The organism is Streptomyces sp. NPDC051636, from assembly GCF_044453765.1.
Taxonomy (GTDB): domain Bacteria; phylum Actinomycetota; class Actinomycetes; order Streptomycetales; family Streptomycetaceae; genus Streptomyces.
In genome coordinates, this window is the sequence record NZ_JBITDA010000013.1 from 57,751 (window position 1) to 78,473 (window position 20,723).

At 71.5% G+C, this 20,723-nt stretch carries 17 protein-coding genes and 2 pseudogenes; 9 read left to right on the forward strand and 10 right to left on the reverse strand.

From position 1 onward, the window contains the following. Positions 1–15 precede the first annotated feature (15 nt). Both ACIBBH_RS22840 and ACIBBH_RS22845 read right to left on the reverse strand, forming a co-directional pair. Positions 16–438: an NTP pyrophosphohydrolase gene (locus tag ACIBBH_RS22840; RefSeq protein ID WP_399407352.1), complete on the reverse strand. Its 423-nt coding sequence runs from the start codon at positions 436–438 to the stop codon at positions 16–18. Between the two features lie 4 nt (positions 439–442). Then, positions 443–1,417: a hypothetical protein gene (locus tag ACIBBH_RS22845; protein WP_399407353.1), complete on the reverse strand. Its 975-nt coding sequence runs from the start codon at positions 1,415–1,417 to the stop codon at positions 443–445. Positions 1,418–1,464: 47 nt separating this feature from the next. Between ACIBBH_RS22845 and ACIBBH_RS22850 the strand changes: the two genes are divergently transcribed. From ACIBBH_RS22850 to ACIBBH_RS22875, 6 genes are all read left to right on the forward strand, one after another. Next, positions 1,465–2,652: a CapA family protein gene (locus ACIBBH_RS22850; protein ID WP_399407355.1), complete on the forward strand. Its 1,188-nt coding sequence runs from the start codon at positions 1,465–1,467 to the stop codon at positions 2,650–2,652. Positions 2,653–2,933: 281 nt separating this feature from the next. Continuing rightward, the gene (locus tag ACIBBH_RS22855; RefSeq protein ID WP_399407357.1) at positions 2,934–5,192 is read left to right on the forward strand and encodes a HAMP domain-containing protein; all 2,259 of its coding nucleotides are present in this window, start codon (positions 2,934–2,936) and stop codon (positions 5,190–5,192) included. A gap of 6 nt (positions 5,193–5,198) precedes the next feature. Continuing rightward, the gene (gene pgsB / locus ACIBBH_RS22860; RefSeq protein WP_399407359.1) at positions 5,199–6,812 is read left to right on the forward strand and encodes a poly-gamma-glutamate synthase PgsB; all 1,614 of its coding nucleotides are present in this window, start codon (positions 5,199–5,201) and stop codon (positions 6,810–6,812) included. After that, positions 6,809–7,291 (forward strand): poly-gamma-glutamate biosynthesis protein PgsC/CapC, encoded by a 483-nt coding sequence (locus ACIBBH_RS22865; protein ID WP_399407361.1) that lies wholly within the window; start codon positions 6,809–6,811, stop codon positions 7,289–7,291. The genes pgsB and ACIBBH_RS22865 overlap by 4 nt, the downstream gene beginning before the upstream one ends. Positions 7,292–7,328: 37 nt before the next feature. Further along, a complete protein-coding gene (locus ACIBBH_RS22870) occupies positions 7,329–8,384 on the forward strand; it encodes an NlpC/P60 family protein (protein ID WP_399407363.1) in 1,056 nt (351 codons plus the stop codon). 48 nt (positions 8,385–8,432) lie between these two features. Next, a complete protein-coding gene (locus ACIBBH_RS22875; protein WP_399407365.1) occupies positions 8,433–9,449 on the forward strand; it encodes a hypothetical protein in 1,017 nt (338 codons plus the stop codon). Between the two features lie 171 nt (positions 9,450–9,620). Here ACIBBH_RS22875 and ACIBBH_RS22880 read toward each other — a convergent pair whose 3' ends face one another. The 3 genes and pseudogenes from ACIBBH_RS22880 to ACIBBH_RS22890 form a co-directional block, all read right to left on the reverse strand. Then, positions 9,621–11,750: a 3-hydroxyacyl-CoA dehydrogenase NAD-binding domain-containing protein gene (locus ACIBBH_RS22880; protein WP_399407367.1), complete on the reverse strand. Its 2,130-nt coding sequence runs from the start codon at positions 11,748–11,750 to the stop codon at positions 9,621–9,623. Then, a complete protein-coding gene (locus ACIBBH_RS22885) occupies positions 11,747–12,964 on the reverse strand; it encodes a thiolase family protein (protein WP_399407369.1) in 1,218 nt (405 codons plus the stop codon). The genes ACIBBH_RS22880 and ACIBBH_RS22885 overlap by 4 nt, the downstream gene beginning before the upstream one ends. Positions 12,965–13,226: 262 nt before the next feature. Then, a pseudogene (locus ACIBBH_RS22890) lies at positions 13,227–13,442 on the reverse strand (hypothetical protein); the annotation flags it as partial. Here ACIBBH_RS22890 and ACIBBH_RS22895 point away from each other — a divergent pair. Then, a pseudogene (locus ACIBBH_RS22895) lies at positions 13,437–13,722 on the forward strand (carbohydrate ABC transporter permease); the annotation flags it as partial. The pseudogenes ACIBBH_RS22890 and ACIBBH_RS22895 overlap by 6 nt on opposite strands. 14 nt (positions 13,723–13,736) lie before the next feature. On the opposite strand, the gene ACIBBH_RS22900 reads toward ACIBBH_RS22895, so the two are convergent. The 3 genes from ACIBBH_RS22900 to ACIBBH_RS22910 all read right to left on the reverse strand — a co-directional run bounded on the left by ACIBBH_RS22900 (position 13,737) and on the right by ACIBBH_RS22910 (position 16,913). Beyond that, a complete protein-coding gene (locus tag ACIBBH_RS22900) occupies positions 13,737–15,035 on the reverse strand; it encodes a ribonuclease D (protein ID WP_399407371.1) in 1,299 nt (432 codons plus the stop codon). A gap of 207 nt (positions 15,036–15,242) precedes the next feature. After that, a complete protein-coding gene (locus tag ACIBBH_RS22905) occupies positions 15,243–15,905 on the reverse strand; it encodes a response regulator transcription factor (protein WP_123973178.1) in 663 nt (220 codons plus the stop codon). Between the two features lie 330 nt (positions 15,906–16,235). After that, the gene (locus tag ACIBBH_RS22910; RefSeq protein ID WP_399407373.1) at positions 16,236–16,913 is read right to left on the reverse strand and encodes a DUF3000 domain-containing protein; all 678 of its coding nucleotides are present in this window, start codon (positions 16,911–16,913) and stop codon (positions 16,236–16,238) included. A gap of 106 nt (positions 16,914–17,019) precedes the next feature. On the opposite strand from ACIBBH_RS22910, the gene hemE reads away from it, so the two are divergent. Next, positions 17,020–18,096, forward strand: a complete 1,077-nt coding sequence (gene hemE, locus ACIBBH_RS22915; protein ID WP_399407375.1) for a uroporphyrinogen decarboxylase — start codon at positions 17,020–17,022, stop codon at positions 18,094–18,096. A 9-nt stretch (positions 18,097–18,105) separates the two neighbouring features. On the opposite strand, the gene ACIBBH_RS22920 is transcribed toward hemE, so the two are convergent. Continuing rightward, positions 18,106–18,930, reverse strand: coding sequence for a rhomboid family intramembrane serine protease (locus ACIBBH_RS22920; protein WP_399407377.1), 825 nt, complete (start codon positions 18,928–18,930; stop codon positions 18,106–18,108). 92 nt (positions 18,931–19,022) lie between these two features. On the opposite strand from ACIBBH_RS22920, the gene ACIBBH_RS22925 reads away from it, so the two are divergent. Beyond that, complete coding sequence (locus ACIBBH_RS22925; RefSeq protein ID WP_399407379.1) at positions 19,023–19,325, forward strand: hypothetical protein; 303 nt, start codon at positions 19,023–19,025, stop codon at positions 19,323–19,325. On the opposite strand, the gene ACIBBH_RS22930 is transcribed toward ACIBBH_RS22925, so the two are convergent. Beyond that, positions 19,322–20,722, reverse strand: coding sequence for an FAD-dependent oxidoreductase (locus ACIBBH_RS22930; RefSeq protein ID WP_399407381.1), 1,401 nt, complete (start codon positions 20,720–20,722; stop codon positions 19,322–19,324). The genes ACIBBH_RS22925 and ACIBBH_RS22930 overlap by 4 nt on opposite strands. Position 20,723 lies beyond the last annotated feature (1 nt).

The window sequence follows — 20,723 nt, forward strand, 5'->3', positions numbered from 1 at the left end:
GGCACGGGCGGCCGGTCAGCCGTGTACCGCCCGTGGCCCGGTGACCTCGGCTCCCAGCTCCCTCACCCGGCGCCGCAGTTCCCGGTCGGCCGTCACCACCAGGACGGGGCGGCCGTCGGCCTCCCCGGCCAGCTCCACGATGTGGTCGTCCCCGCTGCCGGGTGCGGCTTCGACCCGTACACCCGCTACGGACTCCGCTCCGCGCGCAGCGCCCTCGACGACGAGGACGACGTCCAGCGGCCCGGGACACCCGGGCAGCCCGGAGTCCGCGTACGTCACCAGCCGGTCCCGCAGGCGCTCGGCGGCCGCGCGCCGGTCGCGCCACCAGCCGTCGGGCACGGACCCGACGACGTTCGCGCCGTCCACGATGAGCAGCGGCAGGGGAGTGGCCGGCTCCGTGCCACCCGGGGTGCCTCGGTCGTCCGTGTCGTCCGCCATGACCTCAGGTTGTCACAGCGGCGGTCGCCCAGCGGCGTGTGACCTCGCCGACCGCGGTGGCCGCGCGGTCGGCGCTCGCCCCGTCGGCGCGCACTCCAGGGGCGAACTCGACGTGCAGGAACGGCACGTTCGCGGCGTCGGCGGCCCGGCCCTCCACGTTCTCCTGCCCCTCCAGCGGGCAGTTCCGCACCCAGGCCCGGCACACGTGGAAGCCGTGCGTGCGCAGGGCGTCGGCCAGTCCGCGACCGTCCGCGCGGCCCGCCGATCCGGCACCGGTGGAGGCGACCACGTCGTAGCCGGGGGCCGAGGAGGCGGCCATGCCGTGCAGCTGGACCCCGGGCACCCCGCGGCGGACCAGCTCGGCGCAGATGGCGTAGAAGACGGTGTCCCGGCGGTGCGCCATGTCCGCGGAGTTTCCGCGTTCGGCTTTGCGATGTGCGCCTGCAAGTACCATGACGCCGCCGGGGGAGTCGCGCAGGACCCGCACGCCCAGCTGCTCGGTGCCATGGTCGGCGACCGGGTGCGGGACCTGGACCGACCAGCGCGGAGGGCGTTCCAGATCGACGTAGACCCGGCCCCAGCCGCGCGGTGTCACGGCGGCGTCGGTGCGGTCGGCCACTTCGGCGTAGCGGCGTTCGGAGACCCGGTCGAAGACGGTGCGCACCGTGAAGTCGCGTTGGGAAAGCAACTGTTCCGCTTGTGTGCGGTGGCCGTCCAGGAGCAGACCGACGCCTTTGGCGATGGCGGTGCGGTCGGCTCGGCCGGGTTGCCGGTAGCCGTGGCCCGGGCCGAACCGGCCGGTGTAGTCCGCCACCTCGCGCGCCAGGTCGACCTGCTGGGCGCCCGCGCCGGGGCGGGGGCCGGAATCCCTGCCTCCGTCGCGGGTGGCGCGGAGTACGGCCGTCAGCGCACCGGCGAGGCCGGCGATGACCAGCAGAATTGTTGCGATCGTTATGATTCGCGAGCGAGTGGCTCTCATGGTTGTATCAAGATATCCCGGTGAAAATATGCCGTAGCCGCACCCTTTTGACCCTGCTGGGCCCGCTCCTCCTCGTCGCTGCCGTCGCCGGCTGCGGCCTCGTCCCGGACGGGGGAGACCAGGGCGGCGGACGTTCCTTCACCGTCGCGGCGGCCGGGGACATCCTGATGCATCCCGAACTGATCGACCAGGCCCGCAAGGACACCAAGCGCACCGGCAAGGGCGTGGACGGGCTGGACTTCGGGCCGATGATGGCCCGGATCAAGCCGGTGATCAGCAAGGCGGACCTGGCGATCTGCCACTTCGAACCGGTGGTGGGCACGGCAAAGGGCCCGTTCGAGGGATTCCCGGACTTCCAGGTGCCCCCGCAGGTCGCGAAGACCGTCAAGGACGTCGGCTACGACACCTGCTCCACCGCCTCCAACCACACGCTCGACCACGGATACGCGGGGGTGAAGCGAACCCTGGACGCGCTGGACGCCGCGGGCGTGAAGCACACGGGCTCCTTCCGCACCAAGAAGGAGTCGCTCACCCCGCTGATCATGGACGTCAAGGGTGTGAAGGTCGCGCAGATATCGTTCGCGTACGGCTTCAACGAGCCGCACACGATGCCGAAGGACAAGCCCTGGCTCGCCAACCAGCAGAGCCTCGCCGCGATCAAGGCGGCCGAGCAGCGCGCCCGCGAGGCCGGCGCCGAAGTGGTGATCCTCTCCATCCACTGGGGTCACGAGCACCAGCCGACCCCCACCGCCGCGCAGATCTCCTTCGCCCGGCAGCTCGCCCGGCACACCGGCATCAACCTCGTCATCGGCTGCCACGCGCACGTCGTGCAGCCGATGGAGAAGGTCGACGGCCTCTGGGTCGCGTACGGCATGGGCAATCAGATCGCCCGGCACGCGCAGCCGACGGGCCTGACCGAGGAGGGCGTGATCGGCTGGTTCAAGTTCACCGAGCACGGCAAGGGCCACTGGGACGTCCAGCCGAGCTTCGAGCCGACGATGCTGCAGATCCCGCCGGACGCGGTGAACGACACGGACGGCGGCAAGGCGGCCTACACCGACGACGACGCGCGGGACTACCGCCTGCTGGACGTGCCGGCCGCGCTCCGGGACGAGGACGGCCTCACGGACCGTCAGAAGGCCCGCCTCCGGCTCGCCTTCGAGCGCACCGAGGGCACCCTGTACAACCGCGGCGCGGCCAAGGACGGCCTGAAGCCGATGACCCCGCTGCCCTGACGGCGGCGGCCGTCGCCCGCGTGAGGTGCGCGTTTACCCATTCCTGACCGCATAAACGCAGGTGTTGCACGGATCACATGGGTAAGTGCGCAACTTTGCGGGGCTATTGCCTGTCTGAGTGCTGCGGATACACCTGTGGAACCACTGTGCCCGCTACGTACACACATTCGAATACCGTCCCTGCTTCCCCGTGCGGACCGACCACCCGCATGCCCTGAGAGGACCCTCCCTTGGCGTCACCGCCCCCGTCGCGGCAGCACCGAGCCCGCCGACGAGCCGACATGTCGCTGATCGGAGGCATCCGCCCGCCGATCGCGGTCCTCTCGGTGCTGCTGCTGTCGCTCGCCGGCATCACGGCACTCGTGCTGGGCCGCGTCGACAACGCCGGGGTGCCCAAGGCGGTGCTGACCTCCCAGCAGCACTTCGCGGAGGACGGCGCCATCGCGCTGCGCGCCTCCATCGACGAGTCCGTCACCGACCTCACCCGGTCCGCCGCGCTGTTCAGTGCCGCCCAGCCGGTCTCCGGCGACGCCGTCCTCGACAAGCTCGGCAGCACCTACCAGAAGTGGACGGGCACCGCCGTCGTCGAGATCCGCACGGGCAAGCTGGTCGCGGCCCGCGGCGAGACGGTGCCGCTGACCTCGGTGAACGCCTCCAGCCTCGGGGACGAGGGCGGCCTCGCGCCGCGCATGGTCCGGCTGAAGAACGGCGAGACGCGGCTGCTGTCCCTCGCGCTGCTGTCCTGGCCGGGCAAACCGCAGCTGCTGCTCGTGGCGTCCAGCAACCTGACGTTCCCGGGCATCAGCATCGGCCAGTTCCGGTCCATCGCCGTGGTCGACCGGGACGGCGCGATCCTCAGCAGCGACGGCATCCCCGAGCCCGAGCAGGTGCGCACCAGCGCCGACCGCGAGGAGATCAAAATCTCCCGCAAGCAGCTGAAAGTGTTCGCCCAGCTCGCCGCCCGCAAGGCCCGGCAGGACCCGCGCAGCAGCAAGGAGCCCGGCATGGGCGGCTACCAGGGCGTCAGCGGGAGCGCGGTCGGCGGGCGCGTGCTCAGCGACCGGTCCGTCGCCGGATACGCCACGCTGGCCGCGCCCGCCCCCGGGCAGACCACCACCGCCTCCGGGCTCGGCCTGTCCGTGGTGGCCATGGTCAAGGTGATCGAGGACCCCAATCGCACCCATTCCACAGTGTTCGGCGTGCTGGCGGGCGGGGCACTCCTCATCGTCGGCTCCATCGCGGTGGCCGTGCTGCTGGGCACCGTGCAGCGCCCGCTGATCCGGCTGTTCCTGGAGTCCCGCCGGCTCACCCGCGGCGACCTGACCCGGCCCGTCACCGTCCCCGGTTACGGCGAGGCGCACCGCGTCGGCCACGCCCTGGAACGGCTGCGCCGCCAGCTGCTCGGCGAGAGCCCCGACGCCACCGGCCCGGCCCCGCGCCCGCGCGGACTGCGCCGGGTGGGGACCCGGGCCCTGCTGGCCGCCTGCGCGGTGCTGCTGCTGGCCTGGTCGGTGCCGCTGATGCTGCTGGTCAACCGCGCCGACGGCACCGCCGTCGTACCGCAGCAGCTCGTCAGCGACCAGCGCGAACGCACCGACACGCTCAGCGACCGGGTGCGCCGCGCGCTCAACGAGGGCAGTGCCGACCTGGACTCGGTCGGCTCCCTCATCGGCAACCGCACCGCACCCGACGCCATGGAGAAGGTGCTGGAACGCACCCTCGACGAGAACCAGCGCTACCGCTCCCTCTACGTCGTCGACTCCTCCGGCGAGATCATGGCCCGCGAGGGCAAGGATCCCAAGCTGAGCGGCTCCCACCGGGTCTCCGACACCCCGGTCCGGCTGCTGGGCCGCGGCGGCAAGGAGCCCGTCGTCGTCGCCAACGCCGAGATCCCCGGAGGAAACGGCGCCCAGCTCGTCGGCGAGTTCCGCGTCGAGTTCTTCAACGCGCTGCTGACCCGGCCGGGTCTGGGCGTGGTCCGCCTCGTCGACGACCACAGCAAGGTCATCGCCGGCAACACCGGCTTCCTCGCCTTCCAGTCGCTGCCCGACGACCACCTGAAGGACCTGGTCGCCGCCAGCGCCCAGCGGCTCGGCAAGAAGGCCGTCGCGAACGGGGTGCTCTACCGCGAGCACGGCGTACGGATCGCCGCCGCAGCCCCGTTCGCCGGCGGCGGCCCCGCCGAGGCCCTCGGCTGGAGCGTGGTCAGCTGGCAGCCCGCCAACCGGCTCGCCATCCCCGAGTACGACACCCAGAACCGCACCGTGCTCGCCGGACTGCTCGGCGCCGCCGCGGCCGCCGCCTGCCTGGGCTGGCTGCACATCGTCGTGGCCCGGCCGCTGCGCTCGCTGGCCGGCCGTGCCGAGGCGCTGGCCGGCGGTGACCGCAAGACCGTGCTGTTCCCGCAGCACCACGACGAGGTCGGCGCCGTCACCCGCTCCCTGGAACTCATCCGGCAGCAGCTGCAGGACCAGCGCCGGCAGTCGCCCCGCCGCACCCCGCCCCAGACGTCCGCGCCGCAGCAGTACACAAGGAACTGATCACCTGTGCTCTTCCTCTACACCGTGCTGCTGGTGTGCTGCGCGATCCTGCTCGTCGCGGGCGTCGTGGAGCAGCGGCGGCACTTCACCAACCTGGACCACATACCCACCCGGGTCCTGATCAACGGCATTCGCGGCAAGTCGTCCATCACCCGGCTGTGCGCGGGCGCCCTGCGCGGCGGTGGGCTGGTCACCGTCGCCAAGACCACCGGCACCGCGGCCCGGTTCATCCACCCGGACGCCACCGAGGAGCCCGTCTACCGCAAGTTCGGCATCGCCAACGTCGTCGAGCAGATCGGCATCGTGCGGCGCGCCGCCGCGTACCAGCCGGACGCGCTCGTCATCGAGTGCATGGCCGTCATGCCGGCCCTCCAGGAGATCAACCAGTCCAAGCTGATCCGCTCCACGATCGGCGTGCTGTGCAACGTCCGCGAGGACCACCTCGCCGAGATGGGCCCCACCCTGGACGACGTGGCGCGGTCGCTGTGCCGCTCGATGCCGGAGGACGGCATCTGCGTCACCGCGGAGAAGGAGCGCTTCCACATCCTCCAGGAGGAGGCCGACGCCCGGAACTGCCGGCTCGTCTACGCCGACCCGGAGACGGTCAGCGACGAGGAACTGCGCGGCTTCAGCTGGTTCACCTTCAAGGAGAACGTCGCCATCGCGCTGGCCGTCGCCGAACTCCTCGGTGTCGACCGGGAGACGGCTCTGAAGGGCATGTACGAGGCCCCGCCGGACCCGGGTGTCCTCTCCGTCGAGCGCTACCTGACGCCCGAGGGGAAGAAGCTGCGTTTCGCCAATGTCTTCGCGGCCAACGACCCCGAGTCGACGCTGATGAACATCAACCAGCTGCTCGACCTCGGCGCCATCCACCGCCCGCTCAACGTGGTCATCAACTGCCGCCCCGACCGCGTCGAACGCAACGGTCAGATGGGCGAGATCATCCCCGACCTCGACCCCGAGCACGTCTTCGTCATCGGCCACCCGGCCAAGTCCGCCATCGACGCCATCCCCGCCGAGTTCCGCTCGCGCGCCGTCGACCTCGGCGGCGACAAGCGTGACCCGGAGGAGTTCATGGCCCGGATGCTTCAGACGCTCGGCCCGGACTCCTCACTGGTCGCGATCGGCAACATCCACGGCCAGGGCGAGATCCTGCTGGAGCACCTCGCCGAACTCCCCCCGGACGAGAGCGCCGACGAGCCGGTGGCCGCGGCCCCGGCCGGCCGCGCCGCGGCGGAGCCCGCCGTGGTCGAGCACGTCGAGACCGTTCAGCTGTACGCGCCCCGCATCGACCCCTACCAGGGGTACCCGGAGGCGTACGAGTCGCGCTACGCGCAGCAGCCGTACGTCACGCAGCCCCCCGTGCACCATGACGCCGCGCACCCGTACCCGGACCAGGAGCCGGGGGGCCGGGGGGGATACGGGCGGCCGTACCCGGACGACGCCTGGGCGCAGCAGCACCACGGTGACCAGCCCGCCTCCGCCGCGCCGCAGCCGCACCCGGACACCGGCCCGCCGGCCGGACAGGCCCCGCCCCGCGGGCTGTTCGAGCCCCGCATTCCTCCCCAGCCCTCCGCCGACGACAGTCAGCAGTGGCACAGCCCAGGAGAACAGCGTTGATCCCCTCCGTCCTCACCCCCGAGATCGCCGCGATCGGCATCGGTCTGGGCCTGATGTTCTCCCTGATGTGCTACCTGACGACCAACCTGTCGCCGGGCGGCATGATCACGCCGGGCTGGCTCGCGCTCACCCTCATCGAGGACCTGCAACGGGCCGCCCTGGTGGTCGGCGTGACCGTGCTGACGTACCTCGCCACGCTGCTGATGCAGAAGTTCGTGATCCTGTACGGCAAGCGGCTGTTCGCGGCCGTCGTGCTCAGCGGCGTGCTCATCCAGGCCACCGTGATCATCGTGCTGCAGACGGAGTTCCCGCTGCTGTACGCCAACCAGACGCTCGGGTTCATCGTCCCGGGCCTGATCGGCTACCAGCTGGTCCGTCAGCCCAAGGGCGCGACGCTGCTGTCCGTCGGATCGGTCACCCTCGCCACTTATGTGGTGCTGACCGCCGGCATCCTGCTGGGCGCTCTGCCGTCCGCCTGAGCCCGCACGTTCCCGACGCAATCCTGGAGCCCTCACCATGCCGAAACGCAAAGGCCGCCCCGTCGTCCACACGGTGACGGTGCTGTCCCTGCTCGCGGGCAGCGCGTACTTCACCTACGAACTGCGCAAGGACGAACAGGCGAAGGTCCCGGCCGCCCAGACGGTCACCGACAACGCCCTGCAGAACTCCGGCAAGGCGACCGGCAAGCAGACCTGGGAGCGGCTGAACGACCCGGCACGTTCGGTACTGCGCGACGGCAAGGGCGCGGTCATCGCCACCTTCACCGACGGCGCCCGGACCGCCACCCTCAAGGGCCCCTCGCGGACCTTCGGCGAACCGGCCAACACCAGCACCAAGGTGGTCACCGACGACTGGGTCCGCCTCATGCCGGAGCCCTGGGTCAAGGGCGCCCAGAACCAGCAGTGGTTCAAGGACTGGTTCAAGAAGTACTACGGCAGCCAAGAGGACGACATCTTCGCGATCGCCTTCCAGTACGTGCAGGGCGCGCCGGTGAAGAAGGACTCCGCGGGCGTGCCGTACGCCGGTGACGCGATATTCGGCCCGTACAAGGCGGACGGCGTGGACCGCCTGGAGCAGAACGACTTCTACGACTACCTCGGCATCCCGTACACCTTCCGCAACGGCACCACGCTGTACCCGCGCAAGGAGCGCTATCGCGCGCTGGACTGCTCCGGCTTCATGCGGATGGTGTGGGGCTACCGCGCCCGCTACCCGCTGATGGCCAGCAACACCAGCGGCGACGGCCTGCCCCGCTCGGCCAACGGCATGGCCCGCTCCAAGGCCGGCGTCGACATCATCAAGCTCCAGGGCCCCTCGCCCTGGTACACCCGGCCGAAGAACACGGACCTGCTCCAGCCGGGCGACCTATTGTTCTTCAAGATGGACCACCGCACCGGTGACCACATCGACCACGTCGCCCTCTACCTGGGGCTGGACACCGAGGGCCACAAGGTCTTCGTCTCCAGCCGCAAGGAGCAGAACGGCCCCACGATGGGGGACGCGGGCGGTGTCTCCCGCATCGACGGCAACGGCTTCTACGCCGAGCTGTTCCGCAGCGCCAAACGGCTGTGACCAGGGGCCGGGCGGCGGCCGGGTGCTGCCGCGGCTTAGAGTGAACCGGTGAACGGCGACTGGCTGACATGCGGCCGCGACGGCCGGCTCAGTGTCTACCTGCCGTCGGGCGATGCCGTCCTGTGCCGGGCGGAGCGGTGGCCCGGCGGCCCCTGGGACGCGCCGCGTCCGGTGGGCGGAGACCGGAAGCTGCACCCGGTGCTCGCGGTCGGGCAGGGGCAGGATCGTTACGCCCATCTGGTCTCCTGGCGGCCCACCACGCCCGGCGAGGCGGGCCTGGTGCACTCCACGCACTTCCGGCCCCTGCTCGCGGCCCTGGACTGGAACCCGGTCGGGCACCCCGACAAGAAGGGCGACCGCACCGGCACACCCGCGGTGGCGGTCGACGCCGAGGGGCGCGCTCATGTCTTCGTCCGCAACAAGGGCGGCGGCGTCGGCATGCTCGCCCAGAAGGAGAAGGGCGGCTGGGAGGCCTGGCGCGACCTGAAGGGCCGTGACGTCCAGGAGGAACTCGCCGCGGTCACAGGGCAGTCCGGACGGGTGGAGCTGTACGCGGCCGTCCCCGGCGGCCTGCTGCACTGGACCCAGCAGGAGCGGGGCGGACAGCCCGTCCTGGAGGAGGTGATGGAGGCCCCGGTCCGCCCCGGCACCCTGTACGCGCTGGCCACCTCCCCCGACAGCACGACCCTCTTCTACACCGACGACGCCGGCGACCTGTGCGCCTGGCGCCCCGGCGGCAAGCCCGTCACCCTGCTGCCCTCGGCCGGCCCCGGCCCGGTCTCGGCGATCCGCTGCGACCTCGACGGCCACGACTGCACGCTGCTGGCCCAGCGTTCCGCGAGCGGGCGGGTGTCCTTCGCCGCGTATCCCACTCAGGAGGAGTCGGCGGGTGCGTGGTGGACCGAATCGGGCCCGCAGCTTCCCGCCGACGCGCTGGTGTCCCTCGCGGTGGACGCGGACGACCGGGTCGTCGCAGCAACGTTGTCCCCGTCGACCGGCCAACTCCTGCTGACGCGACGCAAGGACGAACCGGGGCTGGCGCTGGAGGCGTGGCGGGAGGTGTGAGCGGGCTGCTCCTCGGATGCCGGTCCGCACCATCCAGCCCGTCCGGCGTTTGAGAACGAGGCCGTTCAGGCCGACACGGGGGTCTGAGGGGCGAAAGCCCCCAGGGGCCACCAACGCCGGTGCCCCGCACACCGACTGGCGTGCGGGGCACCGGCGTACACAGCGGAGCGCCTACGCGGGAACGCTCGCCACGCCCGGAGCCAGGAACTTCTTGCCGTTCACCCGCTCCGACACGCCCTCGCGGTCCAGGTACGGCGTGATGCCGCCCAGGTGGAAGGGCCAGCCGGCGCCCGTGATGAGGCAGAGGTCGATGTCCTGGGCCTCGGCGACGACGCCCTCGTCGAGCATGAGCCCGATCTCCTGGGCCACCGCGTCCAGGACGCGGGCGCGGACCTGCTCCTCGGTCAGGACGGTGTCGCCCTGCTTCAGCAGCGCGGCGACCTCCGGGTCCAGCTCGGGCTTGCCGCTGTCGTAGACGTAGAAGCCGCGCTTGCCCGCCTTGACGACGGCGGCGAGGTTCGGGGAGACCGTGAAGCGGTCCGGGAAGGCCCGGTTGAGGGTCTCGGACACGTGCAGCCCGATCGCCGGCCCGACCAGCTCGAGGAGGACCAGCGGCGACATCGGCAGGCCCAGCGGCTCGACCGCCTTCTCGGCGACCTCCACCGGCGTGCCCTCGTCGATGACGTTCTGGATCTCGCCCATGAAGCGGGTCAGGATGCGGTTCACGACGAACGCCGGGGCGTCCTTGACCAGAACCGCCGTCTTCTTCAGCTTCTTGGCCACCGCGAACGCGGTCGCCAGAGAGGCGTCGTCCGTCTTCTCGCCGCGGACGATCTCCAGGAGGGGGAGGACCGCGACCGGGTTGAAGAAGTGGAAGCCGACGACCCGCTCCGGGTGCTGCAGTTTCGACGCCATCTCCGACACCGACAGCGACGAGGTGTTGGTGGCGAGGATCGCGTGCGCCGGGGCGACCGCCTCGACCTCCGCGAAAACCTGCTGCTTGACGCCGATCTCCTCGAAGACGGCCTCGATGATGAAGTCCGCGTCCGCGAAGCCCTCGGCCTTGTCCAGCACGCCGGTCACCAGCGCCTTGAGGCGGTTGGCCTTGTCCTGGCCGATGCGGCCCTTGCCGAGGAGCTTGTCGATCTCGGCGTGGACGTAGCCCACACCCTTGTCGACGCGCTCCTGGTCGATGTCCGTGAGGACGACCGGGACCTCCAGGCGGCGCAGGAAGAGCAGCGCGAGCTGGGAGGCCATCAGGCCGGCGCCGACGACACCGACCTTGGTGACCGGACGGGCCAGGTTCTTGTCCGGCGCACCGGCGGGACGCTTGCCGCGCTTCTGCACCAGGTTGAAGGCGTAGATGCCCGCGCGCAGTTCGCCGCCCATGATGAGGTCGGCCAGCGCCTTGTCCTCGGCGTCGTAGCCCTGCTGCAGGTCGCCGTTCTTGGCGCCGGCGATGATGTCGAGGGCGCGGTAGGCGGCCGGGGCCGCGCCGTGCACCTTGCTGTCCGCGATGAAGCGGCCCTTGGCGACGGCCTGGTCCCAGGCCTCACCGCGGTCGATCACCGGGCGCTCGACGACGATCTCGCCCTTGAGGACGGACGCCGTCCAGATCAGCGACTGCTCCAGGAAGTCGGCGCCCTCGAAGAGGGCGTCGGCGATCCCCAGCTCGTAGACCTGCTTGCCCTTGAGCTGCTTGTTCTGGTTGAGGCTGTTCTCGATGATGACCGAGACGGCCCTGTCGGCGCCGATCAGGTTCGGCAGCAGCGTGCAGCCGCCCCAGCCCGGGACCAGGCCCAGGAAGACCTCGGGGAGCGAGAACGCCGGGAGGGCCGCGGACACCGTGCGGTAGGTGCAGTGCAGGCCGACCTCGACGCCGCCGCCCATCGCCGCGCCGTTGTAGTACGCGAAGGTGGGCACGGCCAGCTTCGACAGCCGCTTGAAGACCTCGTGGCCGCCCTTGCCGATGGCGAGCGCGTCGTCGTGCTTCTTCAGCAGCTCGACGCCCTTGAGGTCGGCGCCGACCGCGAAGATGAACGGCTTGCCGGTGATGCCGACGCCGGCGATCTCGCCGTTCGCGGCCTCCTTCTCCACCTGGTCGATCGCGGTGTTGAGGTTCGCCAGCGAGGCCGGGCCGAAGGTGGTCGGCTTGGTGTGGTCGAAGCCGTTGTCCAGCGTGATCAGGGCGAACCTGCCCGCGCCCAGGGGCAGGTCGAAGTGGCGTACGTGCGCCTGCGTGACGACCTCGTCCGGGAACAGCTCGGCCGCACCCTTCAACAGCTCAGCGGTGGTGCTCACTTGTCCCCCTCGAAGTGCGGGTTCTCCCAGATGACCGTCGCGCCCATGCCGAAGCCGACGCACATGGTGGTCAGGCCGTAGCGGACGTGCGGCTGCTCCTCGAACTGGCGGGCCAGCTGCGTCATCAGGCGGACGCCGGAGGAGGCCAGCGGGTGGCCGAAGGCGATGGCGCCGCCGTACTGGTTGACGCGCTCGTCGTCGTCGGCGATGCCGTAGTGGTCGAGGAAGGCCAGGACCTGGACGGCGAAGGCCTCGTTGATCTCGAAGAGGTTGATGTCCTCTATCGACAGGCCCGCCTTGGCGAGCGCCTTCTCCGTCGCCGGGATCGGGCCGTAGCCCATGACCTCCGGCTCCACGCCCGCGAAGGCGTAGGAGACCAGGCGCATCTTGACCGGCAGGTCGTTCTCGCGGGCGAAGTCCTCGCTGGCGATGATCGAGGCGGTGGCGCCGTCGTTCAGACCGGCCGCGTTACCGGCGGTGACCCGGCCGTGGACGCGGAACGGGGTCTTGAGACCGGAGAGGTTCTCCAGGGTCGTGCCCGGGCGCATCGGCTCGTCGGCGGTGACCAGGCCCCAGCCCGTCTCGCCGCTCTCCGGGTTGGTGCGGCGCACCGAGATCGGGACCAGGTCGGCCTGGATCTTGCCGTTGGCGTACGCCTTGGCGGCCTTCTCCTGGGAGCGCACCGCGTACTCGTCGGCGCGCAGCTTGGTGATCTGCGGGTAGCGGTCGTGCAGGTTCTCGGCGGTCATGCCCATGAACAGGGCGGACTCGTCGACCAGCTTCTCGCTGACGAACCGCGGGTTCGGGTCCACGCCCTCGCCCATGGGATGGCGGCCCATGTGCTCCACGCCGCCGGCGATGACGGCGTCATACGCGCCGAAGGCGATCGAGCCGGCCGTGGTCGTCACGGCGGTCAGGGCGCCCGCGCACATGCGGTCGATGGAGTAGCCGGGGACCGACTGGGGCAGACCGGCGAGGATGCCGGCCGTGCGGCCCAGCGTCAGGCCCTGGTCGCCGATCTGCGTGGTCGCGGCGATGGCGACCTCGTCGATCTTCTTCGGGTCGAGCCCGGGGTTGCGGCGCAGCAGCTCCCGGATCGCCTTCACGACGAGGTCGTCGGCGCGGGTCTCGTGGTAGATGCCCTTCGGGCCCGCCTTGCCGAACGGGGTGCGGACGCCGTCTACGAAGACGACGTCCCTGACGGTACGAGGCACGATGGCTCTCCTCCAGGGTGCGGGATGGCACTGCTGCGATGCGCTGAGCGCGCGCTCAGGACCCATGCTACTTATGGGTAACGTAGCTGCCCAGTCCCGCTGGCCCAAGCGGTGAAGGTCACACCGGTGGCGGTGCCGTCGAACCCCGCGGAGTCAGTACCGGCGTGGGCACCGATGGGATCCCGGCCCCTCGCCGGTGATCCCCCCCGAACAGCGTGCGGGCCGCGTCCGCGCCGAATCCGTGCATGTCATGGCTCATCGCCAGGTTCTCGTTGTTGCCGTTCCACAGCACCAGCGACGGGTGCGGCATCAGCCGTACGCCGTTCTCCCGGGCCTCGGCCTCCACCTCGCCGCGCAGTGGCTGCTCTTCCGGGCGGGCCGCGCAGGCGAACGGGAAGTCCTGCCGGACCAGCAGGCCCAGCTCGTCGCAGGTGTCGTGGAAGTCCTCGCTCTCGTGGATCCCGCCGCCCCACCCCCGATCTACCGGAAGATCATCTTCTCGCTCCTGAAGCCCGCGACGGCGACCGTGGTGATCGTGAAGGGGATCACCGTCTGCAACGATCTCCATCCCCTTCCTCTGTATGCCGTCCCAGGATCTTGGCGTGATCTCGACGTCCCTGTTCCGCTTCCGCGGCCCCTTCGGCGCGCACCGGGAGACGATCTCGGCGGGAACGGTGCTGGTGATCCTCCCGACGGTGATCGTCTTGTGCCGGCAGAGGTTCGTCTGCAACGGCTTCATGAGAGGGGCGACGAGATGAGTTGCTTCCAGTCGCTACGGCGACTGGGCATCCTTGGCGGACAGCGCGGCCACCAGCACCGGCGTCACCAGCTCGACCTGCCAGGGCCGCGCACCGAACCCCGCGAGCGCCGCCCCCACGGTCTCCTCGTCCACGGCCTTCGGCGGCTCCCAGCAGAGCCGCCGCACGGTGTCCGGAGCGATCAGGTTCTCCTGGGGCATATTGAGCCGCTCGGCCAGCGAGGACACCGCCGCCCGAGCCGCCGAGAGGCGAGCCGCGGCGGCAGGGTCCTTGTCGGCCCAGGCGCGGGGCGGCGGTGGCCCCACAACCGGCTGCCCCGGCTGCGGCAGCTGCCCGTCCGTGAGCGCCTTCGCACGGTCCACCGCGGCCTGCCACTGCTCCAGCTGCCGCCGCCCCATCCGGTGCCCGAACCCGTTCAGCGCCGCGAGGGCGTGCACATTGGCCGGCAGGGCGAGCGCGGCCTCGACGATCGCCGCGTCGCTCAGCACCTTGCCCGGCGACACGTCCCGCCGCTGGGCGATCCGGTCCCGGGTCTGCCACAGCTCCCGCACCACGGCGAGCTGCCGACGCCGCCGCACCTTGTGCATGCCGGACGTCCGGCGCCACGGATCCTTACGCGGCTCCGCAGGCGGCGCGGCCACGATCGCGTCGAACTCCTGCCGGGCCCACTCCAGCTTGCCCTGCCGGTCCAGCTCCTTCTCCAGCGCGTCCCGCAGGTCGACGAGCAGTTCGACGTCCAGCGCGGCGTACCTCAGCCACGGCTCGGGCAGCGGCCGGGTCGACCAGTCGACGGCGGAGTGGCCTTTTTCGAGTACGAAGCCCAGGACGCCCTCGACCATCGCGCCGAGGCCGACCCGGGGGAACCCGGCGAGCCGGCCGGCGAGCTCGGTGTCGAACAGGCGGCTGGGGATCATGCCTATCTCACGCAGGCAGGGCAGGTCCTGGGTGGCCGCGTGCAGGACCCATTCGGCGTCGGACAGCGCCTCGCCGAGGCCCGACAGGTCGGGGCAGGCGACGGGGTCGATCAGTGCGGTGCCGGCCCCCTCGCGGCGCAGCTGCACCAGGTAGGCGCGCTGGCCGTAGCGGTAGCCGGAGGCGCGCTCGGCGTCGACGGCGACGGGGCCGGAGCCCCCGGCGAAGGCGGCGACCACCTCGGCCAGCGCGGTGTCGTCGGCGATCACCGGGGGAATGCCCTCGCGGGGCTCGAGCAAGGGGATCGGCGCCGCCGTCGCAGAAGATCCGCCGTCGTCCGGAGGCGTTCCTCCGGTGGTGCGCAGTGGCATGTCTGCTGCGGTCTCTTGGGCGTCGGTCACATGTCAAGGGTATCTGTGTGTGGACAGCGCCCGTCGACGGAACGTTCCGTCGACGGGCGTCGGAGGGTCGTAAACCAGTCAGGAACCGGTCGGGCGGGTGAAAGCTCTGGTTCACATGGGTGAACGCTCATGAGGCCGGTGGACGCGGGTCGGCGGGATCAATGTCAGCGGCAGGAGGGCAGCGGGAGGGAGGTCACGGGATCAGGGTCAGTGGATGATCCCCGTCCGCAGCGCCACCGCCACCATCCCGGCCCGGTCACCCGTGCCGAGCTTGCGGGCGATGCGGGCGAGGTGGCTCTTGACGGTGAGTGCGGACAGGCCCATCGAGACGCCGATCGCCTTGTTCGACTGGCCTTCGGCGACCAGTCGCAGCACCTCGACCTCGCGGCCGGACAGCTCGCGGTAGCCGCCCGGGTGGCTCGGGGCACCCGGGGGGCGGCGGTGCATACGGGCGGCGGCCGAGCCGATGGGGGCGGCGCCCGGTCGGGTGGGGAGCCCGATGTTGGTCCGGGTGCCGGTGACGACATAGCCCTTGACCCCGCCGGCCAGGGCGTTGCGCACGGCGCCGATGTCGTCGGCGGCGGACAGGGCCAGGCCGTTGGGCCAGCCCGCGGCGCGGGTCTCGGACAGCAGGGTCAGGCCGGAGCCGTCGGGGAGGTGGACGTCGGCGACGCAGATGTCGCGGGGGTTGCCGATGCGGGGACGAGCCTCCGCGATGGACGAGGCCTCGATGACATCGCGCACACCGAGCGCCCACAGGTGGCGGGTGACGGTGGAGCGGACGCGCGGATCGGCCACGACCACCATGGCGGTCGGCTTGTTCGGGCGGTAGGCGACCAGGCTTGCGGGCTGCTCGAGGAGAACGGACACCAGGCCTCCTGGGGTGCGGGACGGGGCCGGCTCGCGGGGATGAAGCCGGGACGAACCGTGCTTTCAAGGTCACAGTCGTCTTCGGCAGCAAACCCGCTCGCCTTTAGAGAGTGATCACGATCTGGTGAGTAACAATCCGTGCAATTCGGACACGCGATCGATCATCCGAAGATCGAGTCGGTTCGAGCGGATGCGATTCGGGTTCGGAAAGTGGCCGTATCGACAAAGAGATGGTCAACGAGGGGTGAGTCGCGGGACTGCCGGGTAGACGCGAGAGCCCCGTCGGCAGGGCTGACGGGGCTGCGGGACTGGGGCCGCGGGGCTGGGGAGTCAGCGGGACTGCGGTCCCCTGCGCTGCGGCAGGGTCACCACCGACGCGTCCCCGGGGGCGGCCGGCGGCAGGCCCGCGACCTGGGCCAGCAGGTCGCACCAGGAGACGAGGTGGCCGGCGGTGTCCGGGACCCCGCCCAGGCCCTCGCGGGGCGTCCAGGAGGCGCGGATCTCGATCTGCGAGGCGGCGGGGCGCTCGGCCAGCCCGCCGAAGTAGTGCGAGCTCGCGCGCGTGACCGTGCCGCTCGGCTCGCCGTACGCGAGGCCGCGCGTCTGGAGGGCGCCGGTCAGCCACGACCAGCACACCTCGGGCAGCAGCGGATCGGCCGCCATCTCCGGCTCCAGCTCCGCCCGCACCAGCGTCACCAGCCGGAAGGTGCCGCGCCAGGCGTCGTGCCCGGCCGGGTCGTGCAGCAGCACCAGGCGGCCGTCGGCCAGGTCCTGGTCACCGTCGACGACCGCGGCCTCCAGGGCGTACGAGAACGGGGCGAGCCGCTGCGGGGCGGGCGTCGGCTCCACCTCGACCTGCGGGCGCATCCGCGCGGTCCGCAGTGCCTCGACCGCCGCCCGGAAGGCCGGCGGCGCCGCACTGCCCGTATGCCCGTCCGCCTCCCCGGTGTCCTTCGCGTCGTCCATCCCGCCAGCGCCGTCCGACAGTCGTCCCTGAGCCGCAGCCATGCGGGGAAGAGTAAGGGGAACCGGGGCATCGTGCAGGGCAGACACCCCGCGCCGCGGTCGCCGCACCCCGGCAGGGCTCCGTCCGGTGCCGTGCGAGACTTGCCCCGTGAGTGCCAACGAGACTTCCACGGGCCAGCGGCCGACGCGGCCGTCCGCGACGTACGACTCCGCCTTCCTCAAGGCGTGCAGGCGCGAACCCGTGCCGCACACCCCGGTGTGGTTCATGCGGCAGGCCGGGCGCTCCCTGCCGGAGTACCGCAAGGTCCGCGAGGGCATCCCGATGCTCGAGTCCTGCATGCGGCCCGAGCTGGTCACCGAGATCACGCTCCAGCCGGTGCGCCGGCACGACGTGGACGCGGCGATCTACTTCAGCGACATCGTCGTACCGCTGAAGGCCATCGGTCTCGACCTCGACATCAAGCCCGGCGTCGGCCCGGTCGTCGAGCAGCCCATCCGCACCCGCGCCGACCTCGCCCGGCTGCGTGACCTCACCCCCGAGGACGTCTCCTACGTCACCGAGGCGATCGGCCTGCTCACCCGCGAGCTGGGCAGCACGCCCCTCATCGGTTTCGCGGGCGCGCCGTTCACCCTCGCGAGCTACCTCGTCGAGGGCGGCCCGTCGCGCACGTACGAGAACGCCAAGGCGATGATGTACGGCGACCCCGAGCTGTGGGCCGACCTGCTCGACCGCCTCGCGGACATCACCGCCGCCTTCCTGAAGGTGCAGATCGAGGCGGGTGCCTCGGCCGTCCAGCTGTTCGACTCCTGGGTCGGCGCGCTGGCCCCCGCCGACTACCGGCGCTCGGTGATGCCCGCCTCCGCGAAGGTCTTCCAGGCGGTCGCCGGGTACGGCGTCCCCCGCATCCACTTCGGAGTCGGCACCGGCGAGCTGCTGAAACTCATGGGCGAGGCCGGCGCGGACGTCGTCGGCGTCGACTGGCGCGTCCCGCTGGACGAGGCCGCCCGGCGCGTCGGCCCCGGCAAGGCGCTCCAGGGCAACCTCGACCCGACGCTGCTGTTCTCCACCACGGAGGCCGTCGAGGCCAAGACCCGCGAGGTCCTCGACGCGGCCGCGGGCCTGGAGGGCCACGTCTTCAACCTCGGTCACGGTGTCCTGCCCGCGACCGACCCGGACGCGCTGACCCGCCTGGTGGAGTACGTGCACACGCGGACCGCCCGCTGATCCCCCGGTTCACCAGGTGTGCCGGGGCCGGGCCTGCCTGCCGAACAGCAGGCCGCGCGGCTCCGGCGGGGGCGGGGTGCCCGGGCGCAGCGGCAGCGCGAGCACCATGCCCGCGACGAAGCCGACGACGTGCGCCGCGTACGCCACCGTGCCCGCGCCGGACACCCCGTGCCCGGAGGAGTACACCGCCTGCAGCCCGAACCAGAAGCCCAGCACCAGCCAGGCCGGCAGCCGCAGCGGCAGGAAGACCAGGAACGGCACCAGCACCCACACCCTGGCCTTCGGATACAGCACCAGGTAGGCGCCCAGGACCCCGGCGATCGCGCCGGACGCGCCGATCAGCGGGTCGCCGGAGGAGGCGTTGAGCAGCGCGAAGCCGTACCCGGCCGCGTAGCCGCAGACGACGTAGAAGAGGAAGTACCGGACGTGGCCCATCCGGTCCTCGACGTTGTTGCCGAAGATCATCAGGAACAGCATGTTGCCCAGCAGGTGCAGCCAGCTGCCGTGCAGGAACATCGCGGTGAAGACCGACAGCGGCGGGGACTTGTCGTAACCCGGCGGGCTCACCACGCAGCCCGGGCCGTGCGGGCCCACGCCCACGTCACCGGTCGGGACCACCCGTGGCATCTGTTGGTGGATCAGTTCCCGGGGGACGGCCGCGTAGTGGTCCAGGAAGGCCTGGAGATGGCACAGCTGGACCAGGTCGCTGCCCCCGGCGACGGAACCGGCTATTCCGGGCGTGGACAGGAACACTAGGACGTTCGCGGCGATGAGCGCGTATGTCACCCAGGGGGTGCGGCGCACGGGGTTCACGTCATGGACGGGGATGACCACACAGAAGTAGTGCCCGGGATGCGGCGCGCGAATCGGTGAACGCCGCCGGGCGGCTGCGCGTATGTCTCCTCAACCGACGTGAGGATCAGGCGATGAACGACCGAGTTACTCCTCCGATGCACGCCACGCCCGACGGCGAGGCGGAGATATCCCTTGTCGTACGGCTTCCCTGGGAGGACGTCGCGCGACTCGGCCAGGACGCGGGACGGCTGGCCGCCCAGATGCAGCGGCCCGTGACGCTCGACGAGGCGGTGAGTCACCGGCTGCGGTCGACCCGGCCGTCCGCCGCGCACGCGAAGCCGGCCGGGGAGCAGCCCGCGGCCATGACGTCCAGCGCGGGCGTGACGTCCAGCGCGGGCGTGACCTCCCTGCCGAGGATCAGCGGAACGGCCTAGGCAGCCCCCGCGCGCACCTTGGCCGTCGCCTTTCTCGCCGCCACCAGCACCGGGTCCCACACCGGTGAGAACGGCGGGGCGTAGCCCAGGTCCAGCGCTGTCATCTGTTCCACTGTCATGCCTGCCGTGAGGGCCACCGCGGCGATGTCGACCCGCTTGCCCGCGCCCTCCCTGCCGACGATCTGCACGCCGAGCAGCCGTCCCGTGCGGTGCTCGGCGAGCATCTTGACCGTCATGGGGGAGGCGCCGGGGTAGTAGCCCGCGCGGCTGGTCGACTCGACGGTGACCGTCTCGAACCGCAGACCGGCCCGGCGGGCGTCCTTCTCGCGCAGGCCGGTGCGGGCGATCTCGAGGTCGCACACCTTGCTGACGGCCGTGCCGACCACGCCCGGGAAGGTGGCGTAACCGCCGCCGACGTTCGTGCCGACGACCTGGCCGTGCTTGTTGGCGTGGGTGCCGAGCGGGATGTGCCGCTCCTGGCCGGAGACCAGGTCGAGGACCTCCACGCAGTCGCCGCCGGCCCAGATGTCCTCGTGGCCGCGCACCCGCATGGCCTGGTCGGTGAGCAGCCCGCCGTGGCCGCCGAGCGGGAGGCCCGCCGCGCGCGCGAGGGACGTCTCCGGGCGGACGCCGATGCCGAGCACGACCACGTCCGCCGGGTACTCGGCGTCCTCGGTGACCACCGCCCGCACCCGGCCGTCGTCCCCGGTGAGCAGCTTGGTGACCTGGGCGTCGTTGACCATGGTGATGCCCAGGCCCTCCATGGCCCGGTGCACCAGGCGGCCCATGTCCGGATCGAGCGTCGACATGGGCTCCTTGCCGCGGTTGACGACCGTCACCTGGTAGCCGCGGTTGATGAGCGCCTCGGCCATCTCCACGCCGATGTACCCGGCGCCGACGACGACCGCACGACGGCCACGCGTGCGTGCCAGCGAGTCCAGCAGGGCCTGCCCGTCGTCGAGGGTCTGCACGCCGTGCACCCCGGGAGCCTCCGCGCCCGGCATCTCCGGGCGGATCGGGCGGGCGCCGGTGGCGATCACGAGTTTGTCGTACGACGTCCAGGACTCCGCGCCGGAGTCGACGTCACGCGCGCGTACCCGCCGTCGGCCCGCGTCGATCTCCGTGACCTCGGTGCGCAGCCGCACCTCGATCCCACGCGCGCGGTGCTCCTCGGGCGAGCGGGCGATCAGCCGGTCCCGCTCCGGGACGTCGCCGCCCACCCAGTACGGGATGCCGCACGCCGAGAAGGAGGTGAAGTGGCCGCGCTCGAAGGCCACGATCTCCAGCTCGTCGGGGCCGCGCAGCCGGCGCGCCTGCGACGCCGCGGACATCCCCGCGGCGTCGCCACCGATCACGACCAGTCTTTCCGTCCCGTCCCGTCCACCGCTCATGCTCATG

Coding starts and splice junctions, on each gene's coding strand:
- ACIBBH_RS22840 (WP_399407352.1), bottom strand. CDS start 438: ATGGCGGACGACACGGACGACCGAGGCACCCCGGGTGGCACGGAGCCG.
- ACIBBH_RS22845 (WP_399407353.1), bottom strand. CDS start 1,417: ATGAGAGCCACTCGCTCGCGAATCATAACGATCGCAACAATTCTGCTG.
- ACIBBH_RS22855 (WP_399407357.1), top strand. CDS start 2,934: ATGTCGCTGATCGGAGGCATCCGCCCGCCGATCGCGGTCCTCTCGGTG.
- ACIBBH_RS22870 (WP_399407363.1), top strand. CDS start 7,329: ATGCCGAAACGCAAAGGCCGCCCCGTCGTCCACACGGTGACGGTGCTG.
- ACIBBH_RS22910 (WP_399407373.1), bottom strand. CDS start 16,913: ATGGCTGCGGCTCAGGGACGACTGTCGGACGGCGCTGGCGGGATGGAC.
- ACIBBH_RS22925 (WP_399407379.1), top strand. CDS start 19,023: ATGAACGACCGAGTTACTCCTCCGATGCACGCCACGCCCGACGGCGAG.
- ACIBBH_RS22930 (WP_399407381.1), bottom strand. CDS start 20,722: ATGAGCATGAGCGGTGGACGGGACGGGACGGAAAGACTGGTCGTGATC.